Genomic DNA, 21,750 nt, shown 5'->3' on the forward strand with positions numbered 1-21,750 from the left:
CGGAGGCTACTGGCCCCCGCCCAACGAGTGCACATAGGCAGCCAGCTCCTTCACGGCGACGTCACCAAGCTGCGGTCCCCACGCCGGCATGACGCCAAGCCGGGGATTGTTGACCTGGTGTTCGATGTCGGCGAGCGTGCCGCCATAGAGCCAGATCGCGTCATTGAGCTGCGGCGCGCCGAACTCGGCCTTGCCCTCGCCCTTGTCGCCATGGCAGGAGGCGCAATTCTGCGCGAACACTTCAGCCCCCGGCGTTGCCTGCGCTTCATCGAACGTCTGTCCGGAAATCTTGCGCACGAAATTCGCCACCTGCACGATCTTCGTCTGATCCAGCATGCCGTCCTTGCCGAAGGCCGGCATCGGCGGCGGGCTGCGCGTATCGGCATCCGACGCAAAACGCACGCCATGGGTAATGGTTTGGAGAATGTCTTCCGGCGTGCCACCCCAGAGCCAGGAATTGTCATTCAGGTTGGGATAGCCGGGGCCGCCTTGCGCGCCAGAACCATGGCAGGTCACGCAACGCACCTTGAAAATAGAGCCGCCGGCCGCCACCGCGAAAGTGCGAAGATTGTCGTCGCCAAGAATGGTCTTGATATCGGACGACTTGATCTTCTCGACGAGCGCCGCGTTGGCGGCGTCGGCCGCCGTCATCTCGGAGCGCAGGTCGGCGCGGCTCGACCAGCCAAACAGGCCCTTGGTCGCGCCGTGAATCCCGGGCCAGGCCGGATAAAGAATGGTATAGCCGATCGCGAACAGGATCGTCGCATAAAAGGTCCACAGCCACCACCGTGGAAGCGGGTTGTTCAGTTCCTCGATGCCATCCCAGCTGTGGCCGGTGGTTTCGATCCCCGAAACGGGGTCAACTTTCTGAGCGTCAGACATCGCTCACTCCTCCCTGAAGGGAATTTCGGAAGCGTCCCTGGCGGATGCCCCGGCGCCCGGCCGGATCACCCACAAAAGGACGGCAACAAAGAACAGCGCCATGGCCAGAAGCCCCCAGCTGTCCGCGAAAGCGCGCATCGTGTGATAATCGAGGTCCATCACCGGTCATCCTGCGTGGGTTGATAGGTCGAGAAGTCAACCAGCGTGCCCAGCATCTGCAGATAGGCAATGAGGGCATCCATTTCGGTAAGCCGTTCGGGATTGCCGTCGAAGTCACCCGTCACCGCCTTGGGATAGCGCTTGAGGAGATCGGTGGTGTCGGCGTTGGGATCGGCCTGCGCCTTGAGATCGGCGAGCGCGTTCTTCACGTCATCATCCGTATACGGAACACCGACGTCCTCGTTGGCTTTGAGATGGAGTGCGATGTCATTGGCGTCGAGATCATTCTGGGCGAGGAAGCCATAGGGAGGCATCACCGACTCAGGGACCACCGAGCGCGGATCGGTAAGGTGCTGCACGTGCCATTCGTTGGAATAGCGCGCACCCACGCGGGCCAGATCAGGCCCGGTGCGCTTGGAGCCCCACTGGAACGGATGGTCGTACATCGACTCGGCCGCCAGCGAATAATGGCCGTAACGCTGCACTTCATCGCGGAACGGGCGGATCATCTGCGAGTGGCAGAGATAGCAGCCCTCGCGGATGTAGATGTTGCGGCCCGCCAGTTCGAGCGGCGTGTAGGGGCGCATGCCTTTCACGGTCTCGATAGTGTTCTGCAGCCAGAACAGCGGGGCGATTTCCACCAGGCCGCCCACCGTGACGACGAGCAGGGAGAAGACGAGAAGCAGCGAGACGTTGCGCTCGATCTTCTGGTGGCCTGTGAGAATGGATTCGGAAGCCATTGCCGTGGTCCCTTATTCAGCCGGTTGCAGGGTCGGGGCTTCGGCGCCCATGGGGATTTCCTCACGGATGTCGCCGCGGATGGTGCGGTAGATATTGTAGGCCATCACCAGCCCGCCCAGAAGGTAGAGAAGCCCGCCAAACATGCGGCCCACATAATAGGGATGCATGGCGCCAACGGTTTCGGCGAAGGAATACACAAGGAAGCCCTGGTCATTGTATTCCCGCCACATCAGGCCCTGCATGATGCCCGACACCCACATCACAGACGCGTAGATCACGATGCCGATGGTGGCGAGCCAGAAGTGCCAGTTGACCAGCCTGAGGCTATAGAGCCGCTCGCGGTTCCACAGCTTGGGGGTGAGATGGTAGACCGCGCCGAAGCTGATCATGCCAACCCAGCCAAGGGCGCCGGAGTGCACGTGGCCGATGGTCCAGTCGGTATAGTGACTAAGCGCGTTGACCGACTTCACAGACATCATCGGGCCTTCGAAGGTCGACATGCCATAGAAGGCGAGCGACATCACCATCATGCGGAGAATGGGATCGGTGCGGAGCTTGTCCCACGCTCCCGAAAGCGTCATGACGCCGTTGATCATGCCGCCCCATGAGGGCATCCACAGCATGATCGAGAACACCATGCCGAGTGTCTGCGCCCAGTCGGGCAGAGCGGTGTAGTGAAGGTGATGCGGTCCTGCCCAGATATAGAGAAAGATCAGTGCCCAGAAGTGGATGATCGACAGCCGGTAGGAATAGACCGGGCGGTTGGCCTGCTTTGGGACGAAGTAATACATCATGCCGAGGAAGCCCGCAGTGAGGAAGAAGCCCACCGCGTTGTGGCCGTACCACCACTGGGTCAGCGCGTCCTGCACGCCCGAGAACACCGAGTAGCTCTTGGAGCCCAGGAACGACACCGGCACCGCCAGATTGTTCACCACATGCAGCATGGCGATGGTGACGATGAAGGACAGGTAGAACCAGTTGGCCACATAAATGTGGGGTTCCTTGCGCTTCACCAGCGTGCCGAGAAACACCAAGAGGTAGCAGACCCAGACGATCGTCAGCCAGAGGTCGACGTACCATTCCGGCTCGGCATATTCACGGCCCTGGGTGATGCCCAGCAGATAGCCGGTCGCCGCCATGACGATGAAGAACTGATAGCCCCAGAACACGAACCACGCGAGGTTTCCGCCCCACAGCCTGGCGCGCGTTGTCCGTTGCACGACATAAAAGGAGGTACAGAGCAGCGCGTTGCCGCCGAACGCAAAAATCACCGCCGACGTATGAAGCGGGCGGAGACGGCCGAAATTGAACCATGGCTCGATGTTGAGGAGAGGCCAGGCAAGCTGGCAGGCGATGACCACGCCCACGAGGAAGCCGACGACACCCCAGAACACCGTGGCGATCACGCCGTAGCGGACAACTTCGTCCATGTAGCCCGACGTATCGGGCTCGGCAAGTACACCGCCTGCCGGTGCAAACTTGACGCGCCGCAGCAGGATCACCGCCGCAATCGCCAGCACAATCGTGGCGATGAGCATATGCGCGCGGAAGAGCGCGTCTTCGCCCATCGCGGCGCCCAGCAGCGCCAGAAAGGCGCCTACGGCAACCGATAACGCTGCGCCCCCGTTTTTCATGGAAAACCCCTCTCAAGCGGATCTGTGCGCCATGCATAACACATGGCTTTCTTGTGGCGTATTCGCAGCTTTGACGCGGTGCGGCATTGATCAGGATCAAGGACGTTTGGGGCCTGGATCAGGAAGATGCGGTTTTGAATGGGCCACCATGCGCCACACACACAGCACGCGATGACCAATTCCCGAAGCAAACCCGGAGCCGGCGATTTACATTGTCCGTCAACAGGCGGGCAACCGCTGGCTGTTGTTTTTTCCTGTCATCTCGAGCGCAAGACGGCGATTTGCAACGAGCTTGAACATATTGCCGACGCCCTGCCGTTGCTGCCCCACACAAGCGCCAGCCTGGAGACCACGCGCCGTCTTCTTTCCGTCATCGAAGCGGCGCATGATTTTGAAGAGAAGGTGCTTTTCCCCTCGCTTCTGGCCGCGCACGGGGGCGCAGAATCACTGGTTCAATCGATTCGCCGGCTGGAGATGGAACATCTGGGCGACAGCGACTTCGCGCAGGACATTTATCATGCCACGCGCAACTATGTGACGACGCGGGACCGGCATCAGGCAGAAGCCCTCGCATGGATGCTGAGAGGGTTCTTTGAAAGCCAGCGGCGGCACATCGCTTTCGAGCGCGAACACATCATGCCGCTGGTGCGGCAGATGAGCGAGCCCCAGCACTAGGTCTTCAGCCGCTTTCGGAAATCTCGCGCAGGCGTTCGAGATCCGGCACTTCCACGACGCGGTTGGTGATCAGCCGGATTGCGCCGATCTGCCGCAGCTTGGTGAACTGGCGGCTCACCGTCTCGATGGTAAGGCCGAGAAAATCCGCGATGTCGCTGCGCTTCAGCGGAATTTCAAACTGCATGGCTTTCCCGCTGGCTGGGTGTTCCGGGTCACTGTGCAAGGCGATGAAATGCAGGAAGCTGGCAACCCGTTCCGTAGCGGATTTGCGCCCCAGCATCAGCATCCATTCACGCGCCTCGGCCAATTCCCGCTGTGTCTGGCGGTGCAGCCGCTGTTCAAGTTCCGGCACTTCACTGACAAGGTGTTCGAGCGCGCTGCGTGGAAAGGTGCAAACTTGCACTTCCGTTGCCGCTTCGGCGGCAAAATCATTGCGCTCCCCAAACAGCTTTCCCACCAGATCGGACGCGAATTGCAGCCCAACGATCTGCTGCCGCCCATCCGCCATGAGCTTGGAGAGCTTCACCACACCCTTCAGAATATTGGAATAATGGTCTGCAGGATCATCTTCGAGGGCAAGCTTGGCCTCCGGCGAAATCACGCCCTTCGCCGTATGCTTGCTGAGTTCGGAAAGCTGGGCCGGAGATAACGCGCCACAGATTCCCCTGTGGCGCGCCTCGCAGGAGGCACAGACCACAGGTATGCCGGAATTGTGAATATCCTGCCGCTGCGTTCCCTGCGCTGCGCCAAGCCGTTTGCCGTTTTCCATGCCCCCAATTTAGTCGAGCCGTGGGGCAAGGCAACCCTGCCGCAAAGCCGCAGGGAGGGCTTCAGGATCAGTGGCCGCCTGCCCCCGCTCCGGCGGGCGCAGGGCGGGGTTTTCGCATCAGTGGCGTCAGGATCGCGATGGCGGCGAAGAGAACCGTGAGGAGAACGAACACGTCGCCGATCGCCATCACCAAGGCCTCGCGCTGCACCATCTGTGAGAGTTTGGCCAGCGCCGCCGAGGAGGCGTCCGATCCCAGCGTGGAAAGCGATTTGGTCAAGCCGTCCAGCGTTTCAAGCGCCGCCGGGTTGCTCCATGTCACATGCTCGGCCAGCCGCTCATAATGGAAATCCGTACGGTGGTTGATCACCGTGTTGATGATCGCCAGCCCCACCGCGCCGCCAAGGTTTCGGGTGAGATTGAACAGGCCGGATGCGCCGCGCAGCTTGGCGGGCGGCAGCGTGCCGAGCGACATGTTGGTGATGGGGATCATGCACATCATCAGCGACACGCCGCGCAGGATCTGCGGGATCAGCAGTTCGTTGAAGCTCCAGTCCTTGGTGACGGCGGAGGCGATCCATGTGCCCACGGCAAAGCCGGCAAAGCCCGTCGCCATCATTAGCCGGGGATCGATCTTTGTCATCAGCCGGCCAGCGATGGGCGCGGTGAGGAACATGGCGATGCCCGTTACGAACATCGTGTCGCCGATCATCAGCGAGGAATAGCCGCGCACCCGGGCGAGATAGACGGGATAAAGGAAGGTCAGGCCATAGAGGCCGACGCCCAGCGAGAATGAAAACAGCGACCCCGCTGAGAAATTGCGGTTGGCGAAGGCCGAGAAATCCACGATGGGTTGCTTGGCGCTCGCGATGCGCCATGCGAAGGCAAGCGCCGAGGCAATGCAGATGACGATCAGCGTGGATATGACGGTGCTGTCCAGCCAGTCATCGCGCGGGCCTTCCTCGAGGATATATTCGAGCGAGCCCAGCATCACGCCCATGAAGATGAGGCCGAACCAGTCGAAGTTCTTAACCAGCGACCAGTCCGGCTTGTCGAAATCGATCAGGAACCATGCGGCGACGGTCACGACGATGCCCGGCACGATATTGACGAGGAACAGCCAGTGCCAGGAGAACAGGTCCGTCAGATAGCCGCCAACCGTCGGCCCGATAGTGGGCGCCAGCGTGGCGACAAGCCCGATGATCGGCGTGATGACCGGCTGCTTCTCGCGCGGGAAGATCAGGAACGAGGTGGCGAAGACGGTGGGGATCATCGCCCCGCCAATAAAGCCCTGCAGCGCCCGGAAGACGATCATGCTGCTGATCGAATCGGCCTGCGCGCAGAGAAAGCTCATCAGCGTGAAGCCTCCCGCCGAAATCGTATAAAGCACGCGGGTCGAGAGAATGCGCGACAGCGTGCCCGACAGCGGGATCATGATCACCTCGGCGATCAGATAGCTCGTTTGCACCCAGGCAATTTCATCCGGGCTTGCGGAAAGGCCCGCCTGGATTTCCGAGAGCGATGCCGACACGATCTGGATGTCGAGGATCGCCATGAACATGCCGAACACCATCGCCACGAACGCCACCACATGGCGCATGTTCAGGGCGGTTGAAGGTCCGGGCGAGTTCATGGCGGGGTTCAGTTCGTGGCGGTGCCGGGATTGTAATGCGTGTTGACGGACACGGTGACGGAGAGGCCGGGCCGCAGCTTCTCCATCGCAAAGGCAGGCATGCGGATGCGCACCGGAATGCGCTGCGTGATCTTGGTGAAATTGCCGGTGGCGTTCTCTGGCGGCAGCAGTGAGAACTCAGCCCCCGAGGCAGGCGAAATACTTTCCACCACGCCCTTCAGCGTCTCGCCGTCCAGCGCATCGACGGAGACATCCACCATCTGCCCCGGCTTGAGGTTGGCAATCTGCGTTTCCTTGAAATTGGCCTCGATGTAATTGACGTTCGGCACCAGCGCCATCAGCCGCTGGCCGGGCGCCACATACTGGCCAGGCTCCACGGCGCGATTGGCCACGATGCCATCGAAGGGCGCCTTGATGACGGTGAAGGAATAATTCCGCTCGGCCTGCGCTTCATCGACCTGCAATTCCTTGAGCGAGGCTTCTGCGCCGATCTTCTGCGCCTGCAGAACCGTAAGCTGGTTTTTCGCGGCGGCGATTGCCGCCTGTGCCTGCGCCACGGCGGCATGGTTGTATTTGGCCTTGGTGACGGCGTCGTCCACGGTTTGCTGGCTCGCCACCGATTTGGCGCCAAGCTGCTGCTGCCGCTGCAGCACGAGGTCGGCATTCTCGGCCTGCGCCGAGGCCATGTCATATTGGGCTTGCGCGGAATCAATCTGCGCCTGCTGCCCGTCGATCTGGCGGGTGATCACGTCGATCGTGGCCTTCTGTAAGTCGATCTTCGCCCTGGCCGAAATCCATGGCGAGTTTGTAATCGCCGTCATCAAGCGTCAGGAGCACGTCCCCGGCCTTCACCGCGCTGTTGTCAGCGACGGGGATTGCGGCGACATAGCCTGCCACCTTGGCACCCAGCGCAGAGGTGTCTCCCTTGACGTAAGCGTCATCCGTAGACACGACAAAGCGGCCAACCGTATACCATTCATGCCCATACCAAGCCGCGCCCGCCAGTGCCGCCACAAGGATCATCCCGAAAATCGCCTTGCGCACCGGGAACTTGCGGGATGGCTTGGGCGATGGTGCCGACACCGCCTCTGCCTCAGGCTTTGGGGCTTGCGGATTTTCCTGCCGCGCCTTGGCCTCGAACGGCACGGGCGCATTCGCCTCGCTTGCCGGTTCGGCGGCGGGAACTTCGCGGATGGCGGCGGAACTTTTCATGGCACTTTCCATAAATGAACTGAACGGTTTAGTTCGGCGCTTGAATTATGACCGTTTCTGCGTTATGTCAAGACTAAACCGTACAGTTCAGTTCCAATGGGATCAGAAAATGCCTGCCACCGCCCTTCTGGCGCGCGAACCAGCAACGCCTGAACATGATTCAGAAAAACGCCGCCAGATTCTCGATGGCGCCCGCGCGACCTTCCTCGCCCAGGGGTTTGACGGCGCCAGCATGAACGACATCGTGCGGGCGGCGGGCGTCTCCAAGGCCACCGTCTATGCCTACTTCCCCTCCAAGGAAAAACTCTTCGAGGCGCTGGTCTCGGACGACAAGCGGCAGGCGGTGGAACAGACCTTCAGCCGCTATATCGGCGATACACGCCCCGCCCGGGAGGTTCTGACCGACATTGCCCGTAACCTCTCAGGCCTCATGTGCATGAAGCCGTCCATGTCTTACGCCCGCACCGTCATCGCGGCGTCAGCCAAGTTTCCCGGCATCGGCCGTGCCTTTTACGAAGCCGGCCCCCGTTATGGCGCGACGATCCTCGCAAACTTCCTGCGCGCCCGCGTGGAGGCAGGCGAATTCAAGATTGATGACGTGGACCTCGCGGCGATGCAGTTTCAGGACCTCTGCCTCAGCAGCATCGTGAAGCCCCTGCTCTATGGCTGCGCGGTGGACACGTCTCCCGAAAGGCTGGAGCATGTGGCCCAGTCCGCCGTCCGGGTTTTCTTCGCGGCCTATGCGACGGATAAAAACCCTCGCGGTTTATGATGCCGTTGCCGCAGCAGTTTTGAGCCAGCCATTGACGCGCGCCTGGCCAATCGCATCGCGGTTGACGACGAATTCCGGCAATCTGCCTTGAACCACATCGATGACGCTTTTGATCGCCGTGCGCACGCATTCATCCATGAACGTGTCCGTCCAGCACAGGGAATGGGGCGTCACGATCACATTCTCCATGGTGAACAGCGGATTGCCGGGATCGGGCGGTTCCTTCTCCACAACGTCAAGCGCAGCCCCGGCGATGATGCCGGATTGCAGCGCGTGAATGAGCGCCGCCTCGTCGATGATGGGCCCGCGCGCGACATTGATGACGAAGGCCGAAGGCTTCATCAGCTTCAGGCGCTCAGCATTGAGGAGATGCCGCGTGCGCGCATCGAGAAGGCAGGCGACCACGACAAAATCCGACGTGGCCAGCAGGGCATCAAGGTCCATGCGCTCACAGCCATGCTGCGCGCAGACGGCGTCAGTGGTGAAGGGATCGGCCACCACCACGCGCAGGTTGAAGGGCTTGAGGAGGCGCACGAACTCCTGCCCGATGCCGCCGAAACCGATGAGGCCGATGGTACGGCCCGGAAGCCCGATGCCCGGATAATCGCCACGTTCCGCCCAGCGGCCCTCGCGCGGCAAGCGTGACTTCAGCGGCAAGCGCAGGCTGAGAGAGAGGAGAAAGGCCAGCGCGATGGTGGCGACGGAATGACGGACGGCGACCGGCGTGTTGGTGACAAGAATGCCGCGGCGCGTGAGTGCCGGAATATCCAGCGCATCGAAGCCCACGCCATTGCGCGCCAGAACGCGCAAGCGGCCCTTGTCGAGTTTCAGGTCTTCTTCCCTGACCTTCGCGCCGCCCAAAAACAGCGCGTCGTAATCAGCCAGATATTCCGGCGAGACGGGGTTGCACGGCGGCAGCTTCTCCCATGCGAGGCCCGCATCGGCAAAAAGCTTGAACGGCGCTGTTCCAAACAGCGGGCGGCCTGTGGAATCGAACAGATCGGCGGTCACTCCGATCCTGATGGGAGATAACGTCATGCGATGGTCTCCAGATGATTCAGGTTAGTATGCGGGTGTGACGGCCTTGCCGGTGCATGCCGAGTCATAAGCGCCGAAGACAAGCGCATAGGTCTTGCGGCTGTCCGCGCCCGATGTTTCAACCGGCGTTCCGGCACGCAGGCAATCCACCCAATGCTGTTGGATGCGGAGCACGCTTTCCTGCGTTCCATGCCACGGCTTCGTGGACCACGGATAGAGTGTGGGCGACACATCAAGCGCCTCGGCCTTGCCATCGGCATAGACAGACAGCCGGTAACCGGCGTCCAGCTTGAGGCTGCCGCGCATGCCTTCGATCTGTAGCGTCAATTCCGGAAACGGATCGGGATCGATGGGGCTGGCGTAGGAACACTCGACCACGCTCGTCATGCCGCTCTGGTGATCGAGCATGATGGTGGCCATGTCCTCGCCGCGAATGCCGGGCTTGATGCTCTGGCTCTGGCAATAAAGCCGCCCCGCTTCGCCGAACAGGAAGCGCGCCACGTCCAGCATGTGAACGCCCAGATCGAGGATCACGAAATGATCCTCCTGCGCGAGATAGGGCTGCTTGCCATAAATATTGTGCCCGGTTCGGAAGGCCACGCGGCCAAAAGTAACGTCTCCGATTTTTCCCGATGAAAGAATGTCTTTCACCTTGCGCACCGGATTGAGGAAACGCGTATTCTCATGCACCATGAAGGGAATAGCGGCTTTTTCGCACATGCCGATGATGCTGAGGCATTCGGCAAGATCGGGCGCCAAGGGCTTCTGCACGATGGTGGGAATGCGCCGCTCCACCGCGAGGCTCACCAGCGCCTTGTGGCTTCGCATGGTTGTGGCGATGTCCACAAAATCCAGCTTGGCGCTATCGAGCATCTCGACGGCGGAGGAAAACGCTTCCGGTACGCCATAACGGCTTGCCGCCGACTTAGCCTTTTCGGCATCGAGATCGCACACCGCAACAAGGTCGACGCCGAAGATATGCTTCCAAGCCGCGAGATGATTCTCGGCGAAGAAGCCGCAGCCGATGACCCCTGCCCTCAGCTTCTCTGCCATCAGTGGATTTCACCGGAACGGCGCAGCGCATCGCGCAGCATGTGGCTGTTGAATCCCTTGGTCTTTGCCATGTCGAGGATCACCTTCTCGCGCCGCGACACCAGATCGATCGCTGCGGGAAGCTTCTTCACCGCATCGGCGGGAATGACGGCGGCGCCATGGAAATCCGCGTGGATCACATCGTCATGGTGAACCAGCATGCCGAAGATATTGGCGTCGCACTTCATCTGCACCATGTGGATATGCGCGTGGCTCGGCCCGATGCGGCCACCGATGATCTGGAAGCCCGGCGCCAGCATGTCGAGATCACGGAACGAGCCATTGGTGACGCATCCGGCAACGCCCAGAGCCTTGTGGATTGTCGTCTGCACTTCGCCCCAGAAGGCGCCAAACCCCGGGCGGTCATCAATATCCTGAATGACGGCAATGGTCGGAATGCCGGAGGGCGAGACATAATCATACCAGTCTTCGCGCGCCGGGATCGGCCCGCGCGGCGACTCCTTGGCGCGCACGAGGCCGGTGCGCGCGAGGCCGACGATCGGCGGGAACTTGCGGTCCACCGCCACCATCGGCTCGGCGGTGAAGCCAACGGCGCGGCGCTCTGGTACGATGAGTTCAAGACCGTTGCAGATGGTCGGCGTATCCCACTGCTTCAAAACCTCAAGGTCGGCGGCGGTGAAGGGAAATGTGCTCATATCGGTTTTCCTGTGATAAGTGAGGGGATTACGCCCTGGGGCGCACGCTCTTGTGCGTGGCGGCGGATTCATAGGCCGCCTCGACGAGAGCGTAGGTCTTGAGATTGTCTTCGCCCGACGTGTCGGCAGGACGGCCGGCCCGCACCGATTCGAGCATGTGGCGGCAGGTGTTGCGCGCCGCTTCCTGCGAGACGTGCCAGGGCCTGGTCGTCCAGGCCAGAAGCGGCGTTCCCACATGCTCCTCGAAAGACAGGCCTTGCGTTCTGACCGCCATCAGCTCGCCCTTCTTCATGATGATCGAGCCGTCCGTGCCCTCGATTTCCAGAAGCGTTTCGGGGAACGCATCATCCGTGCGCTTGGCTGCATAGGTGCATTCGACCAGCGACACAGCGCCCGAGGTGTGGCGGAGCATCATCGTGGCCGTATCCTCGGCGCGCACTTTCGGGTTGCGGCGCTGCGTCTCGCAGGACACGCGCTCCACTTCGCCCAGAAACACGCGCGCCAAATCGAGAACGTGAATGCCGACATCGAGGATGGCCAGCCGCTCCTCGTCATAGAAATAGGGTTGGCCCTTGTAGACGTCATAGCCGGTACGGAAGGTGATGCGGCCCCATGTCGGTTCGCCGATGGTGCCGGACTCGATCACCTGCTTCACCCGCAACATGGCGCTGGCGAAACGGAAATTCTCATGCACGGCAAGCCACGCGCCATGGGACTTGGCTTTCTCGACAATCGCCACGCACTCCTCCCAGACGGGTGCGAAAGGCTTTTGCACAACGGTGGGAATTTTGCGTTCCGCGGTGAGCGCCGCCAATTCGCGGTGCGTATCCATGCGTGTGGTGATGTCGACCAGATCGAGCGACACCGTGTCGAGCATCTTCTTGGGGTCGGTGAACCATTGCGCGCCGAATTTCTCGCCAGCCGCACGGGCCTTGGCTTCATCACGGTCGCAGACCGCGACGAGCTCAGCGCCCTGTGCCGACAATTCGCGCCAAGAATTGAGATGGTTCTGCGCGTAAAACCCGCAGCCGATCAGTCCGACGCGGATGGGCTTCAAAGCGTTGCTGGTCATGATCGTGTCCTCGCATCTCTAGAGATGAACCGAATATCCGCCATCCACCGGTATCGCGACCCCGGTGATGAAATCCGACGCGCGGCTGGCCAGAAACACGGCGGCCCCCGCCAGATCTTCCGGCTGGCCCCAGCGGCGGGCCGGCGTGCGCTCGGTGACCTTGGCGAACATGTCCGGAGAGGACTGGCGTCCGCCGCGCGTCAGCGGCGTGTCGATGAAACCGGGCAGGATGGCATTCACTTGGATATTGTACTGCGCCCATGCGACGGCGAGCGAGCGTGTGAGCTGCACCACGCCGCCCTTGCTGGCTGCGTATGGCCCGATGATGCCGCCGCCGAAGATCGACGCCATGGAGCCGATGGTGATGATCTTGCCGCCACCCGCAGGCTTCATCGCCGGGAACACGGCCCTGGCGCAGAGGAATGTGCCGGTCAGATTGGTGTCGAGAATGCTGTGCCATTCCGCCAGCGAATAATCCTCCGGAGGCTTGCGGATATTGACCCCCGCATTGGCGGCGAGAATGTCGAGCCGGCCGAATGCGGCGAGCGCATCCTTCACCATGTCCGCAACGGATGCCTCGTCGGCGATATCCGCCTCAAGGGCGAGCGCCTTGCCGCCCAGCGCTTCAATCTCCGCACGTGCGGCAGCATTCTTCTCCGCATTGCGGCCTGCGATGACAACAGCGGCCCCCGCCGCCGCAAAGCCCTTGGCGATGCCAAGGCCAATGCCGCCATTGCCGCCCGTGACCAGCGCAACGCGGCCCTTGAGATCGAAAAGCCCTGTCATGGCAGAACGCCGCTCATTCCGGCTCAATCCTGATTTTCCGCCGCTCCAGACGTTCCAGCACGGCGGTGCGCGAACTGTCGGTGAAAACGGCGATGAAGATGATGACGCTGATGACCAGCGGATAGACGTAAGGATTGGCGTTGATCATCACCAGGCCGTTTTCGACCGTCTGGATCAGGACGGCGCCGAACACTGTGCCTAGAACGCCGCCCCGCCCGCCGAACAGGCTGGTTCCGCCGAGCACCGCCGCGGCAATCACTGGAAATTCCTTCTGGAACCCGAAGGTGGAGGAAGCCACTGCAACCTGACTTCCCGACACAAGGCCACCCACCGCCGCGCAGACACCGCAGATGCAATAGACGGCGAACACCACGCGCTTGACATTGATGCCGGCCTTCGCAGCCGCTTCAGGGTCAGCGCCGATGGCATAGATCTGGCGGCCGAAGGTTGTGAGCTTCAGCACGATCAGCGCGATGATGAGCACCGCCGCGAACACCCAGATGGCCGAGGGAATGCCGAGATAGGCGGTGCGGCCAAAAGTCTTCACGCTGGCACTGAAGGGCACCATCTTGTTGCCGGAAAAATAAAGCGCGATGCCGCGCCCCACGAACAGCGTCGATAGCGTTGTAATGAAGGCTGCCACGCGAAGCTGCGTGATGATGAAGGCATTCACCGCGCCGAATGCAAGCCCCAGCACGGCAACCACCGGAAAGGCGATCAGCGGCGGCATACCGGCAAGAAACACGCCGAGGACCGCCGCACTCAGATACATGTTTGCGCCCACCGACAGATCGATGCCGGCGATCAGCAGCACGAAGGTCATGCCGATGGCAATGATGGCGATATGGCTGGCCTGATTGATGATGTTGATGAAATTGACCGGCGTCAGAAACCGGCCGGACATCGTGCCGAAGACGATGATCAGCACCGCGAACAGGATCAGCGGTGCGTTCTGCAACACCAGAAGGGTGATCTTTCCGCGCAGCCCGGTCATGACGCGGAACTCCGGAGGCCATCCCACATGGCGGCGCGCAGGATTTCCTCGCGTTTGAAGCCGCCGCGCGCGAAGGTGGCGCGGATTTCGCCGTGCGCCATCACCATGATGCGGTCGCACATGCCGGCCAGTTCCTCGATTTCGGACGAGATCATAAGGATGCCGGCGCCCGCAGCGGCGAGCGAATTGATGATCTTGTAGACTTCATTTTTTGCACCCACGTCGATGCCGCGCGTTGGTTCATCGAGGATGAAGACCCTGGGCTCACGCAGCAGCCATTTTCCGATGACCGCCTTCTGCTGATTGCCGCCCGAGAGGTTTTTAACAAGCGTGCGCGCGATGTCCTTGGCGCTGATCTGCACCGAAGTGCTCATTTTCTTTACATCGGCATTGAGGCGCGAACCGTCGATGACGCCTGCCAGCCCTCCGGCATAGTTCCGCAGCGACGAGAGGCCGATGTTGGTCTCGATCGGCGCTTCCATCATCAGCCCTTCGACGCGTCGGTCCTCGGTGAGAAACGCCATGCCGTGATCCATGCACACGCTCGGCGTGGGCGATTCAAGCGTCTCTCCCGCCACCTTGATCTGTCCGGCGCTGAACGGATCGATGCCGAACAGGATGCGCGCCAGTTCGGAACGCCCAGCGCCCATCAGTCCCGAAATGCCCAGCACCTCGCCCGCCTGGAGCGAGAAGGTGATGTCTTTCACGATGCCCGGCTGGCTGATGCCGGAAACTTCGAGGACGGCTTCATCACGCACCAGATTATCCGCCCGCGGCGGGAAGAGCTGGTCGATATTGCGGCCAACCATCAGCGAGATCATGCGCTCGATGGTCATCTCGGATTTGAGCGCGCTTCCCACCACATGGCCGTCGCGCAGCACCACGATGTCGTCGCAGAGCCGCATCACGTCGTTGAGGATGTGGCTGATGTAGATGATGGCGATGCCCTGCGAGCGCAGACGGTTGATGATGTCGAACAGGCGGTCTGTCTCGCGCGTGGTGAGCGACGTCGTCGGTTCATCAAAGATGATGACCTTTGCCTTGGCGCCCAGCGCCTTGGCGATCTCCACAAGCTGGCGCTCGCCTTGCGACAGCCTGTTGACCAGTGTCGAGGGAGAAAGGTCGAGATCGACGGCCGCCAGCAGTTCCGCCGCCCGCTTGTTCGCCGCCGCCTTGTCAATGAACGGCAGGCCGGGCACGAGTTTTGGAAATTCGGTGATGAAGAGGTTTTCCGCGATGCTCAGATTGCGGAACAGGTTCAATTCCTGATGGATGAAGGCGATGCCTTGCCTCGCCGCATCACGCGGGCCTTTCGGACGGTAATCAGCGCCCTCGAACTGGATACTGCCGGCATCCTTCTGGTGCACGCCGCCGATGATGTTCATCGTCGTTGACTTGCCGGAGCCGTTTTCGCCCACCAGCCCCAGCACGCGCCCTGCGCGGACCGAGAAGCTGACCTTGTGCAGGACTTCGACGCCGAAGAAACTTTTGCACAATCCATCAATGGCGAGCAGCGGGCGCTCCGTGGCGGCGGGCGCCTGGCTGGTTGCGGGTCCAGCCATCATCCGCGCACCAGCAGGCGGTGGCGCTGCGCGTCGATGATCGCGGCGGCAAGGATGATGCTGCCCTTGATGGCGAAGACGGACGCGATGGGAAGGCCCATAAGCTGCAGGCTCTTGTCGATGACCGCAAGGAAGAGAACGCCGAAGATCGTCCAGAGAATCTTGCCCTTGCCGCCGAACAGGCTGACGCCGCCGATGACGGCGGCGCCCACAACGTCGAGAAGGATTCTCTGCCCCAGCACCGGCGTTCCGGTTTCAAGGCGGCCCGTATAGAGAATGGAGGAGATCGCGGCGCAGATGCCGGAAATCACGAAGGCCCAGAAGATTACCCGCCGCACCGGCACGCCGGACACCGCCGCCGCTTTGGGATTGAGGCCCACCGAATAAAGCCATCGGCCATAGACCGTGCGGCTCAAGATGAAATGCGCTACCCCGCCGACCACAAGCACGACAGCGAGGGAAATGGGCAGGCCAAATACGCGGCCCTGCCCGATGGCAACGAAGGCCGGCGGCAAATTGCCGATGCTGCTCGCATCCGTATGAACAGCCGTGTACCAGATGGCAGCGCCGGAAAAGAACATCATCGTCGTCAGCGTCACGATGAAGGACGGCATGTTGAATCGTGTGGTGCACAGGCCGTTGAAGACGCCGATCGCGGTGCCGACCGCGATGAACGCAAGAATGCCCGCCGGTATTTCAAGGCCCGTGCCGCTGGCATAGCCATTGTCGCCTGTCATCACCGATGCCCCGACCACGCTGGCCATGGCAATGATCGAGGGAGCGGAAAGATCAATCCCCGCGGCGATCAGCACGAAGGTCTGCCCGATGGCGACGACCAGCAGCGGCATCATTGCGCTCAGAATATCAAGCAGCGTATCGGCCGTGGCGATTTCCGGCACGATCAGCAGCATCACCGCGAAATAGATCACGGTGAGGATGAGAACCAGATATTCGGACAGGAGCAGGCGCTTCCACGCGGACTGTACGCGCGGCCGTGTGGCAATCGTGGAGCCGGCAGATGTCATGGGACATGCACTCGCAGAACAAGCGGGACGGCAACGCCGCCATGGCTCACTGCCATGGCGGCGCAGAGGATCAGATCAGCCCGGATTCTGCTTCTTCCAGACGGTGTAGCCCCACATTTCGTTCTGCTTTTCAGCGAGGTTGGCCTGGGTGATCACGAAGCCCGGATCGAGCAGAAGCTTGTCCGGCTTCTTGCCATCCCACATGTCCTTGAAGGCCTGGAAGGCCATGTCAACTTCGAGGAACAGGTTCTGCACGCCGCAAGCGTCGAGATAGCCATCCTTCAGGCGGGCATAGGCGCCTTCATCACCATCGAAGCCAGCGAACAGCACATGGCCTTCCTCGCCGCGCTTATGCCACTTGTCAGCCGTCTGCAGCACCTGTTCGATCTGCGGGTGCATGAAATCCGACGAGGTGACGAGGAAGTTGATGTCGGGATTGGCCTGGATCGCATTGGTGAGTTCGGCGAAGGCCTTGTCGGCATTCCATTCCGTGGACACGCGTGCCACCACCTCGATGATGTCTGCATTCTTGTCCACCACGTCGAAGAAGCCATCGCGGCGCTGGATGGCGTTCACGTCGCCGAGATCGCCGATCAGCAGGCAGGCCTTGTACTTGCCGCCCATTTTCTTCGCTTCATCGACAAGGAACTGCACCGTGTTGGCCATGATCTTGCGGTTGTCGGCCTGGATCGCCACTGAATAGGCATCGCTCTCGGCCGGCGGGCGGTTGAAGTGCACCATCGGAATTCCGGCAGCATTGGCAGCGCGGATGGCCGGGATCACCGCCTTCGAATCGGTCTGGATGATCAGGATGCCGTCGACCTTGCGGCCGATCATGGCTTTCACCTGCTCGAACTGCTTGTTGTCGTCAAAGTCAGAAATGTTTTCCAGCGTCTGCCAGCCATTTTCCTTGGCCTTGGCGCGCATGATTTCGATGCCGGAAACCCAGAACGGCGACACCAGGCTGTCGAACAAAAGGGCAACCGTCTTGGTGCCTTCGGCCTTCACCATGATGGGCATGCCCATCGTTCCGGCGGCCAGCAAGGCACCGACGGTAAATTGACGGCGTGTCAGTTTCATCAGATCATCCTCCCAGAGTTTGACGGCCTTCTTGGCGGGCCGTTGGCCGAAAAATTCGGCGTATGGCACTTTCTTACGGCGAGAAAAGTTGTTGGACAAGTCTGAAAGGGTAAATTTGTTAGACAAATTTTTTCCTGCGTGCCAAGCATGCGCTTATGACAAAGGGTGAAGCAGACCCGCCAGCGCACGCCGCGGCGAAAACACCCGCCGCCGAGGAGATCGCACAGCATCTGGTTGTGCTGATCCGTGACGGAACGATTCCTTCCGGCACAAAACTCCCCACCGAGCAGACCCTGAGCCGCCAGTTTCACGTCAGCCGGACAGTGGTTCGCGAAGCCATCTCACGCCTGAAATCGGATGGACTCGTCGAGTCGCGGCAAGGTAGCGGCGTATCCGTCATCCCGCCATCGCTCAGAAAATCATTCAAGCTGCATGAGGCCGTACTCGGCCATCAGCAGGTGATCGACCTGCTGGAACTGCGGCAGCCCCTCGAAATGGCGTCAGCACAACTCGCTGCGGTACGCCACACAACGGAGGACCTGGAACACATCGGCAGCGCCCTGCAACGCATGATCGAATCGAGCGACTGGAGCGAGGAGGGCCTGCAGGCAGACCTTGATTTTCATCACGCAATCGCCAAGGCCACCGGCAACTCATTCTATGCCGATTTCATGGCTTTTCTCGGCGGCGCCCTGCGCGCGGCCATCGTCACAGCACGGTCGGAGAGCAACAATCCCGACATCAAATCCATTACCGTGCAGGAACACCAGAAAATCCTCGAGGCCATTGAAGCGCGCGACGCTGGCGCGGCGGGACACGCCATGCTTTTGCATCTGCGGGGTGCAACCCAGCGCATGACAGAGAATTGAGAATCCTGGCTCCGCAGCGCAGACCTTGGTTCGCCTTCTGAAACCCGTTACAGGATCACTGTGGCGATGATTGCGGCAGGTTAGGGTCAGGCGTGCAGAACACAAATCGCGAGGCAGGCGAAGCACCCGCTGCAAGCGCTCCGGAGATTCCACTCCCTTCAATCTATGTCCAGCTTCGCGCCATGAGTGAAGCGTTCTGGAACGCGCGGGAACGCAATGCGCTGTTTCTTCTGGCGGCCGCCATCATTGCAGTGGTGGGCGCCACGGCATGGTTCCAGATCAAGCTGAACGCCTGGAACCAGCCATTTTATGATGCGATTACCAAGCGCAATATGGACGGGTTTCTGGAGCAGCTTGGCGTCTTTGCCAAGTTGGCTGCCTTTCTTCTCGCGCTCAACGTCGCGCAAGCGTGGCTGCGTGAAATGGCCAAACTCGTGTTGCGGAAGGGCCTCGTTCACGACCTTCTGAGCGAATGGCTGAAGCCCCAGCGCGCCTTTGCGCTTTCCAACGCCGGGACCATTGGCCAGAACCCCGACCAACGCATTGCCGCCGATGCCCAGCAATTGACGGAACTGACAACCAACCTCGGCATCGGGCTCCTGCAATCCACATTGCTGCTCGGCTCCTTTATTGAGGTCCTCTGGCAATTGTCGTCGGGCATGTCGGTGCGGATCGGCAGTTTCACCTGGGCGCCGCCCGGCTTCATGGTGTGGTGCGCGCTCTTCTATGCTGGGATCGCCTCATTCGTAAGCTGGATGGTCGGCCGGCCGCTCGTCCGTCTTGATACCGACCGTTATGCGCAGGAGGCCGATTTCCGCTTTTCGCTGGTGCGCGCCAATGAAGACATGGAAAGCATCGCCCTGTTCGGCGGCGAGGCAGCGGAAGACACACGAATCCGCACTGTCTTCACTGGCCTGACTGCGGTGATGCATCACATCGTTAATGCCACCACGCGGCTAACCTGGGTGACGGCCGGTTATGGCTGGTTCACCATCGTCGCTCCCATTCTGGTGGCCGCGCCCAGCTACTTTCATGGCAAGATGAGCTTTGGCGAATTGATGATGATCGTCGGCGCCTTCAATCAGGTGCAGTCATCGCTCCGCTGGTTCGTGGACAATTTTTCCTCGATTGCCGATTGGCGCGCCACGCTGCTGCGCGTGGCGAGCTTCCGCGAAGCCTTGCGGGCGATGGATGATGCGCAGCACAATCCGCACCTGTCCGTTACCGAGACGCGGGACGGGAGCATCGGACTGAGCGGCGTGTCCATCACCTCTTCATCGGGCAGTATCACGGTTTCGCCGCCAGAGGTTCGCCTCGCCAAGGGCGAGCGTGCCGCCGTCACGTCGCAGCAGGGCGCGGGCAAGACATTGCTCTTCCGCACTCTTGCAGGTCTATGGCCGTGGTTTTCCGGGCACATCGAAAAACCACCGGGCGGCAGCATCATGTTCGTGCCGCAGCGTGCCTATGTGCCGCCCGGCACGCTGCGAGCCTGCGTGAGCTATCCAAAGCCGGGAGACGCATATCCAGACAAGGACATCCGCACCGCTCTCACAGACGTGGGGCTTGAGCGGCTGATCCCTTCGCTTGACCGTTACGACCGCTGGGACCGGCAACTGTCCGAGAACGACAAGCAGATGCTCAGCTTCGCCCGGCTTGTGCTGCATCATCCGGACTGGGCGGTGATCGAAGACGTGCTGGACCGCATCGACCCGCACATGCTTCCGGCCGTCACCGAACTGCTGAATGGCCCTCTTGCCGCGATGGGCATGATCGTCATCGGCAGTGAAGAGCCCAAGGGCCTGAGGATCACCAGACATCTCTCGCTTGTGCCGGCTGTCAGCTCCGCAGATCAGCCCGCCAATCAGACCGTGGCGCGGGAGAAACCGAGGCGCGCGAGGCCCTCCCCGACTTCTGGCGCGGACATGAACAAGCGCCACAACAAACCGCTGCGATAATTCTCGATCATCGCCACGATCGGCCCCTGATCGATGGCAAGATTGCTCTCCGCAACCCAGCCCGTGGTTTCGTTGAAGGCGTCATAAAATCCAAAGCGGCCCCAAAGCCTGCCGCCATAGTCTGACCAGTAATGGCGAAGCGCTGCCATCGACAGCTCCGGCGCATAGGGCATGGCGGACAGTGCTGCGGTGGGCGCGATCGTCCCGGCATCGTTGGCCGGCGAAAAGGCGTCGTAACCGCCCTGCTTGTCGCAGGCTGTCAAACCCCAGGCTGGGCCATAGCCACGGAACTTGCCGGGGTTTGCTACGCAATGCGCGTGATTGATCAGCGTTTGGTTGACGTTCTGCTCCCAATAATCGGCGGAGCTATCCGAAAGGCCGCACGGATCGAGCCCCAGGAAACTATACTGGCTGAAGAACAGCGGCCCGCCCAAATCCGGTCCGAGCGGCAGGCGCACGCCGTAAAATTCCTTACCGTTGTAAAACGTCTTGCTGGTTTTCCAGCCGGTCCGATAGGCCGACTCATCGATGGGATGCGTGGGCGATGACGCGGCGAGCACGAAGGTGATGAGCGCCTCATGCCAGCCGGTGATCGGAAGACCCTGCGCCCAGTTGTCGTTTCCGGGCCGCCAGTGCCACATCATCTTTTCCGGCACGGGGCAGAAGCCTGCCCAGTTCACGCCCCGCCAGATGCCGTCAATGGTGCGCGCAAGGGCGGGATGGCTGGTGTAAAAATACTGCCGCGCGGCAAGCAGCCCCATCGTCAGGAATGAGGTTTCCACAATGTCGCCACCATCATCATTGGGCGAGAAGGCTATGGTTGCGCCGGTGGTGCCGTTCATCCAGTGTGGAAAAGCGCCCTGATAGCGCGGCGAGGCGATGAGGAACGAACAGATGCGTTGAAGGCGTTTGGCAAGCGCGGCTTTCCTGATCCAGCCGCGCTCGGCGGCGGCGATCATCGCCATGATGCCGAATCCCGTGCCGCCGGTCGTCACCGTTTCAGCCAAATCGTAATTGGCATGGCCGCCCACCCTTTCGCGCGCCATACCGCTGGAGGGGTGGCCGTAGTCCCAGAAATAGCGAACGGTCTGGCGCTGCACGATGTCGAGCAGCGCCGTGTCGGTCAGGCTGGCGTCCACGCCGGTAT

General features: G+C 61.2%; 22 protein-coding genes. 4 read left to right on the plus strand and 18 right to left on the minus strand.

Annotation, left to right across the window (positions count from 1 at the left end; all coding sequences use genetic code 11):
- Positions 1 to 6: 6 nt before the first annotated feature.
- From ccoP to ccoN, 4 genes are read right to left on the minus strand one after another with little or no spacing between them, the layout of a single operon-like run.
- Positions 7 to 882: a cytochrome-c oxidase, cbb3-type subunit III gene (ccoP, locus tag QM694_RS09585; RefSeq protein WP_415006712.1), complete on the minus strand. Its 876-nt coding sequence runs from the start codon at positions 880 to 882 to the stop codon at positions 7 to 9.
- Positions 883 to 885: 3 nt separating this feature from the next.
- Positions 886 to 1,041, minus strand: coding sequence for a cbb3-type cytochrome c oxidase subunit 3 (locus QM694_RS09590; protein ID WP_415006713.1), 156 nt, complete (start codon positions 1,039 to 1,041; stop codon positions 886 to 888).
- Positions 1,041 to 1,781 (minus strand): cytochrome-c oxidase, cbb3-type subunit II, encoded by a 741-nt coding sequence (ccoO, locus tag QM694_RS09595; RefSeq protein WP_415006714.1) that lies wholly within the window; start codon positions 1,779 to 1,781, stop codon positions 1,041 to 1,043. Before ccoO ends, QM694_RS09590 begins: the two co-directional genes overlap by 1 nt.
- 12 nt (positions 1,782 to 1,793) lie before the next feature.
- A complete protein-coding gene (gene ccoN / locus QM694_RS09600) occupies positions 1,794 to 3,416 on the minus strand; it encodes a cytochrome-c oxidase, cbb3-type subunit I (protein ID WP_415006715.1) in 1,623 nt (540 codons plus the stop codon).
- Positions 3,417 to 3,587: 171 nt separating this feature from the next.
- On the opposite strand from ccoN, the gene QM694_RS09605 reads away from it, so the two are divergent.
- Positions 3,588 to 4,091, plus strand: coding sequence for a hemerythrin domain-containing protein (locus QM694_RS09605; protein WP_415006716.1), 504 nt, complete (start codon positions 3,588 to 3,590; stop codon positions 4,089 to 4,091).
- Between the two features lie 4 nt (positions 4,092 to 4,095).
- Here the strand turns inward: QM694_RS09605 and QM694_RS09610 are convergent, their stop codons facing one another.
- From QM694_RS09610 to QM694_RS09625, 4 genes are all read right to left on the minus strand, one after another.
- Entirely contained in the window at positions 4,096 to 4,860 is a 765-nt protein-coding gene (locus tag QM694_RS09610) for a Crp/Fnr family transcriptional regulator (RefSeq protein ID WP_415006717.1), read from the minus strand.
- Positions 4,861 to 4,927: 67 nt separating this feature from the next.
- Complete coding sequence (locus tag QM694_RS09615) at positions 4,928 to 6,490, minus strand: DHA2 family efflux MFS transporter permease subunit (protein ID WP_415006718.1); 1,563 nt, start codon at positions 6,488 to 6,490, stop codon at positions 4,928 to 4,930.
- Between the two features lie 8 nt (positions 6,491 to 6,498).
- Positions 6,499 to 7,311 (minus strand): HlyD family secretion protein, encoded by an 813-nt coding sequence (locus tag QM694_RS09620; RefSeq protein ID WP_415006719.1) that lies wholly within the window; start codon positions 7,309 to 7,311, stop codon positions 6,499 to 6,501.
- A complete protein-coding gene (locus tag QM694_RS09625; protein WP_415006720.1) occupies positions 7,199 to 7,702 on the minus strand; it encodes a biotin/lipoyl-binding protein in 504 nt (167 codons plus the stop codon). The genes QM694_RS09620 and QM694_RS09625 overlap by 113 nt, the downstream gene beginning before the upstream one ends.
- Positions 7,703 to 7,811: 109 nt before the next feature.
- On the opposite strand from QM694_RS09625, the gene QM694_RS09630 reads away from it, so the two are divergent.
- The gene (locus QM694_RS09630; RefSeq protein WP_415006721.1) at positions 7,812 to 8,474 is read left to right on the plus strand and encodes a TetR/AcrR family transcriptional regulator; all 663 of its coding nucleotides are present in this window, start codon (positions 7,812 to 7,814) and stop codon (positions 8,472 to 8,474) included.
- Here the strand turns inward: QM694_RS09630 and QM694_RS09635 are convergent.
- The 9 genes from QM694_RS09635 to QM694_RS09675 all read right to left on the minus strand — a co-directional run bounded on the left by QM694_RS09635 (position 8,469) and on the right by QM694_RS09675 (position 17,779).
- On the minus strand, positions 8,469 to 9,512 hold the full coding sequence (locus QM694_RS09635) for an NAD(P)-dependent oxidoreductase (RefSeq protein ID WP_415006722.1): 1,044 nt from the start codon (positions 9,510 to 9,512) through the stop codon (positions 8,469 to 8,471). The genes QM694_RS09630 and QM694_RS09635 overlap by 6 nt on opposite strands.
- A 24-nt stretch (positions 9,513 to 9,536) precedes the next feature.
- On the minus strand, positions 9,537 to 10,565 hold the full coding sequence (locus QM694_RS09640; RefSeq protein WP_415006723.1) for a Gfo/Idh/MocA family protein: 1,029 nt from the start codon (positions 10,563 to 10,565) through the stop codon (positions 9,537 to 9,539).
- Complete coding sequence (locus QM694_RS09645; RefSeq protein ID WP_415006724.1) at positions 10,565 to 11,260, minus strand: RraA family protein; 696 nt, start codon at positions 11,258 to 11,260, stop codon at positions 10,565 to 10,567. Before QM694_RS09645 ends, QM694_RS09640 begins: the two co-directional genes overlap by 1 nt.
- Positions 11,261 to 11,288: 28 nt before the next feature.
- Positions 11,289 to 12,332, minus strand: a complete 1,044-nt coding sequence (locus tag QM694_RS09650) for a Gfo/Idh/MocA family protein (RefSeq protein ID WP_415006725.1) — start codon at positions 12,330 to 12,332, stop codon at positions 11,289 to 11,291.
- 18 nt (positions 12,333 to 12,350) lie between these two features.
- Entirely contained in the window at positions 12,351 to 13,118 is a 768-nt protein-coding gene (locus QM694_RS09655; RefSeq protein ID WP_415006726.1) for an SDR family NAD(P)-dependent oxidoreductase, read from the minus strand.
- Between the two features lie 13 nt (positions 13,119 to 13,131).
- Positions 13,132 to 14,112 (minus strand): ABC transporter permease, encoded by a 981-nt coding sequence (locus tag QM694_RS09660; RefSeq protein ID WP_415006727.1) that lies wholly within the window; start codon positions 14,110 to 14,112, stop codon positions 13,132 to 13,134.
- Complete coding sequence (locus QM694_RS09665) at positions 14,109 to 15,674, minus strand: sugar ABC transporter ATP-binding protein (RefSeq protein WP_415006728.1); 1,566 nt, start codon at positions 15,672 to 15,674, stop codon at positions 14,109 to 14,111. Before QM694_RS09665 ends, QM694_RS09660 begins: the two co-directional genes overlap by 4 nt.
- Entirely contained in the window at positions 15,674 to 16,699 is a 1,026-nt protein-coding gene (locus tag QM694_RS09670; protein WP_415006729.1) for an ABC transporter permease, read from the minus strand. The genes QM694_RS09665 and QM694_RS09670 overlap by 1 nt, the downstream gene beginning before the upstream one ends.
- A 75-nt stretch (positions 16,700 to 16,774) precedes the next feature.
- A complete protein-coding gene (locus tag QM694_RS09675; protein WP_415006730.1) occupies positions 16,775 to 17,779 on the minus strand; it encodes a sugar ABC transporter substrate-binding protein in 1,005 nt (334 codons plus the stop codon).
- A gap of 155 nt (positions 17,780 to 17,934) precedes the next feature.
- On the opposite strand from QM694_RS09675, the gene QM694_RS09680 reads away from it, so the two are divergent.
- Both QM694_RS09680 and QM694_RS09685 read left to right on the plus strand, forming a co-directional pair.
- Positions 17,935 to 18,648 (plus strand): FadR/GntR family transcriptional regulator, encoded by a 714-nt coding sequence (locus tag QM694_RS09680; protein WP_415006731.1) that lies wholly within the window; start codon positions 17,935 to 17,937, stop codon positions 18,646 to 18,648.
- Between the two features lie 182 nt (positions 18,649 to 18,830).
- The gene (locus QM694_RS09685; protein ID WP_415006732.1) at positions 18,831 to 20,603 is read left to right on the plus strand and encodes an ABC transporter ATP-binding protein/permease; all 1,773 of its coding nucleotides are present in this window, start codon (positions 18,831 to 18,833) and stop codon (positions 20,601 to 20,603) included.
- Here the strand turns inward: QM694_RS09685 and QM694_RS09690 are convergent.
- Complete coding sequence (locus QM694_RS09690; protein WP_415006733.1) at positions 20,510 to 21,742, minus strand: glucoamylase family protein; 1,233 nt, start codon at positions 21,740 to 21,742, stop codon at positions 20,510 to 20,512. The two genes, QM694_RS09685 and QM694_RS09690, sit on opposite strands and share 94 nt — an antisense overlap.
- Positions 21,743 to 21,750 lie beyond the last annotated feature (8 nt).

This window comes from Aestuariivirga sp. (assembly GCF_047602625.1).
In the GTDB taxonomy this organism is placed as follows: domain Bacteria; phylum Pseudomonadota; class Alphaproteobacteria; order Rhizobiales; family Aestuariivirgaceae; genus Aestuariivirga.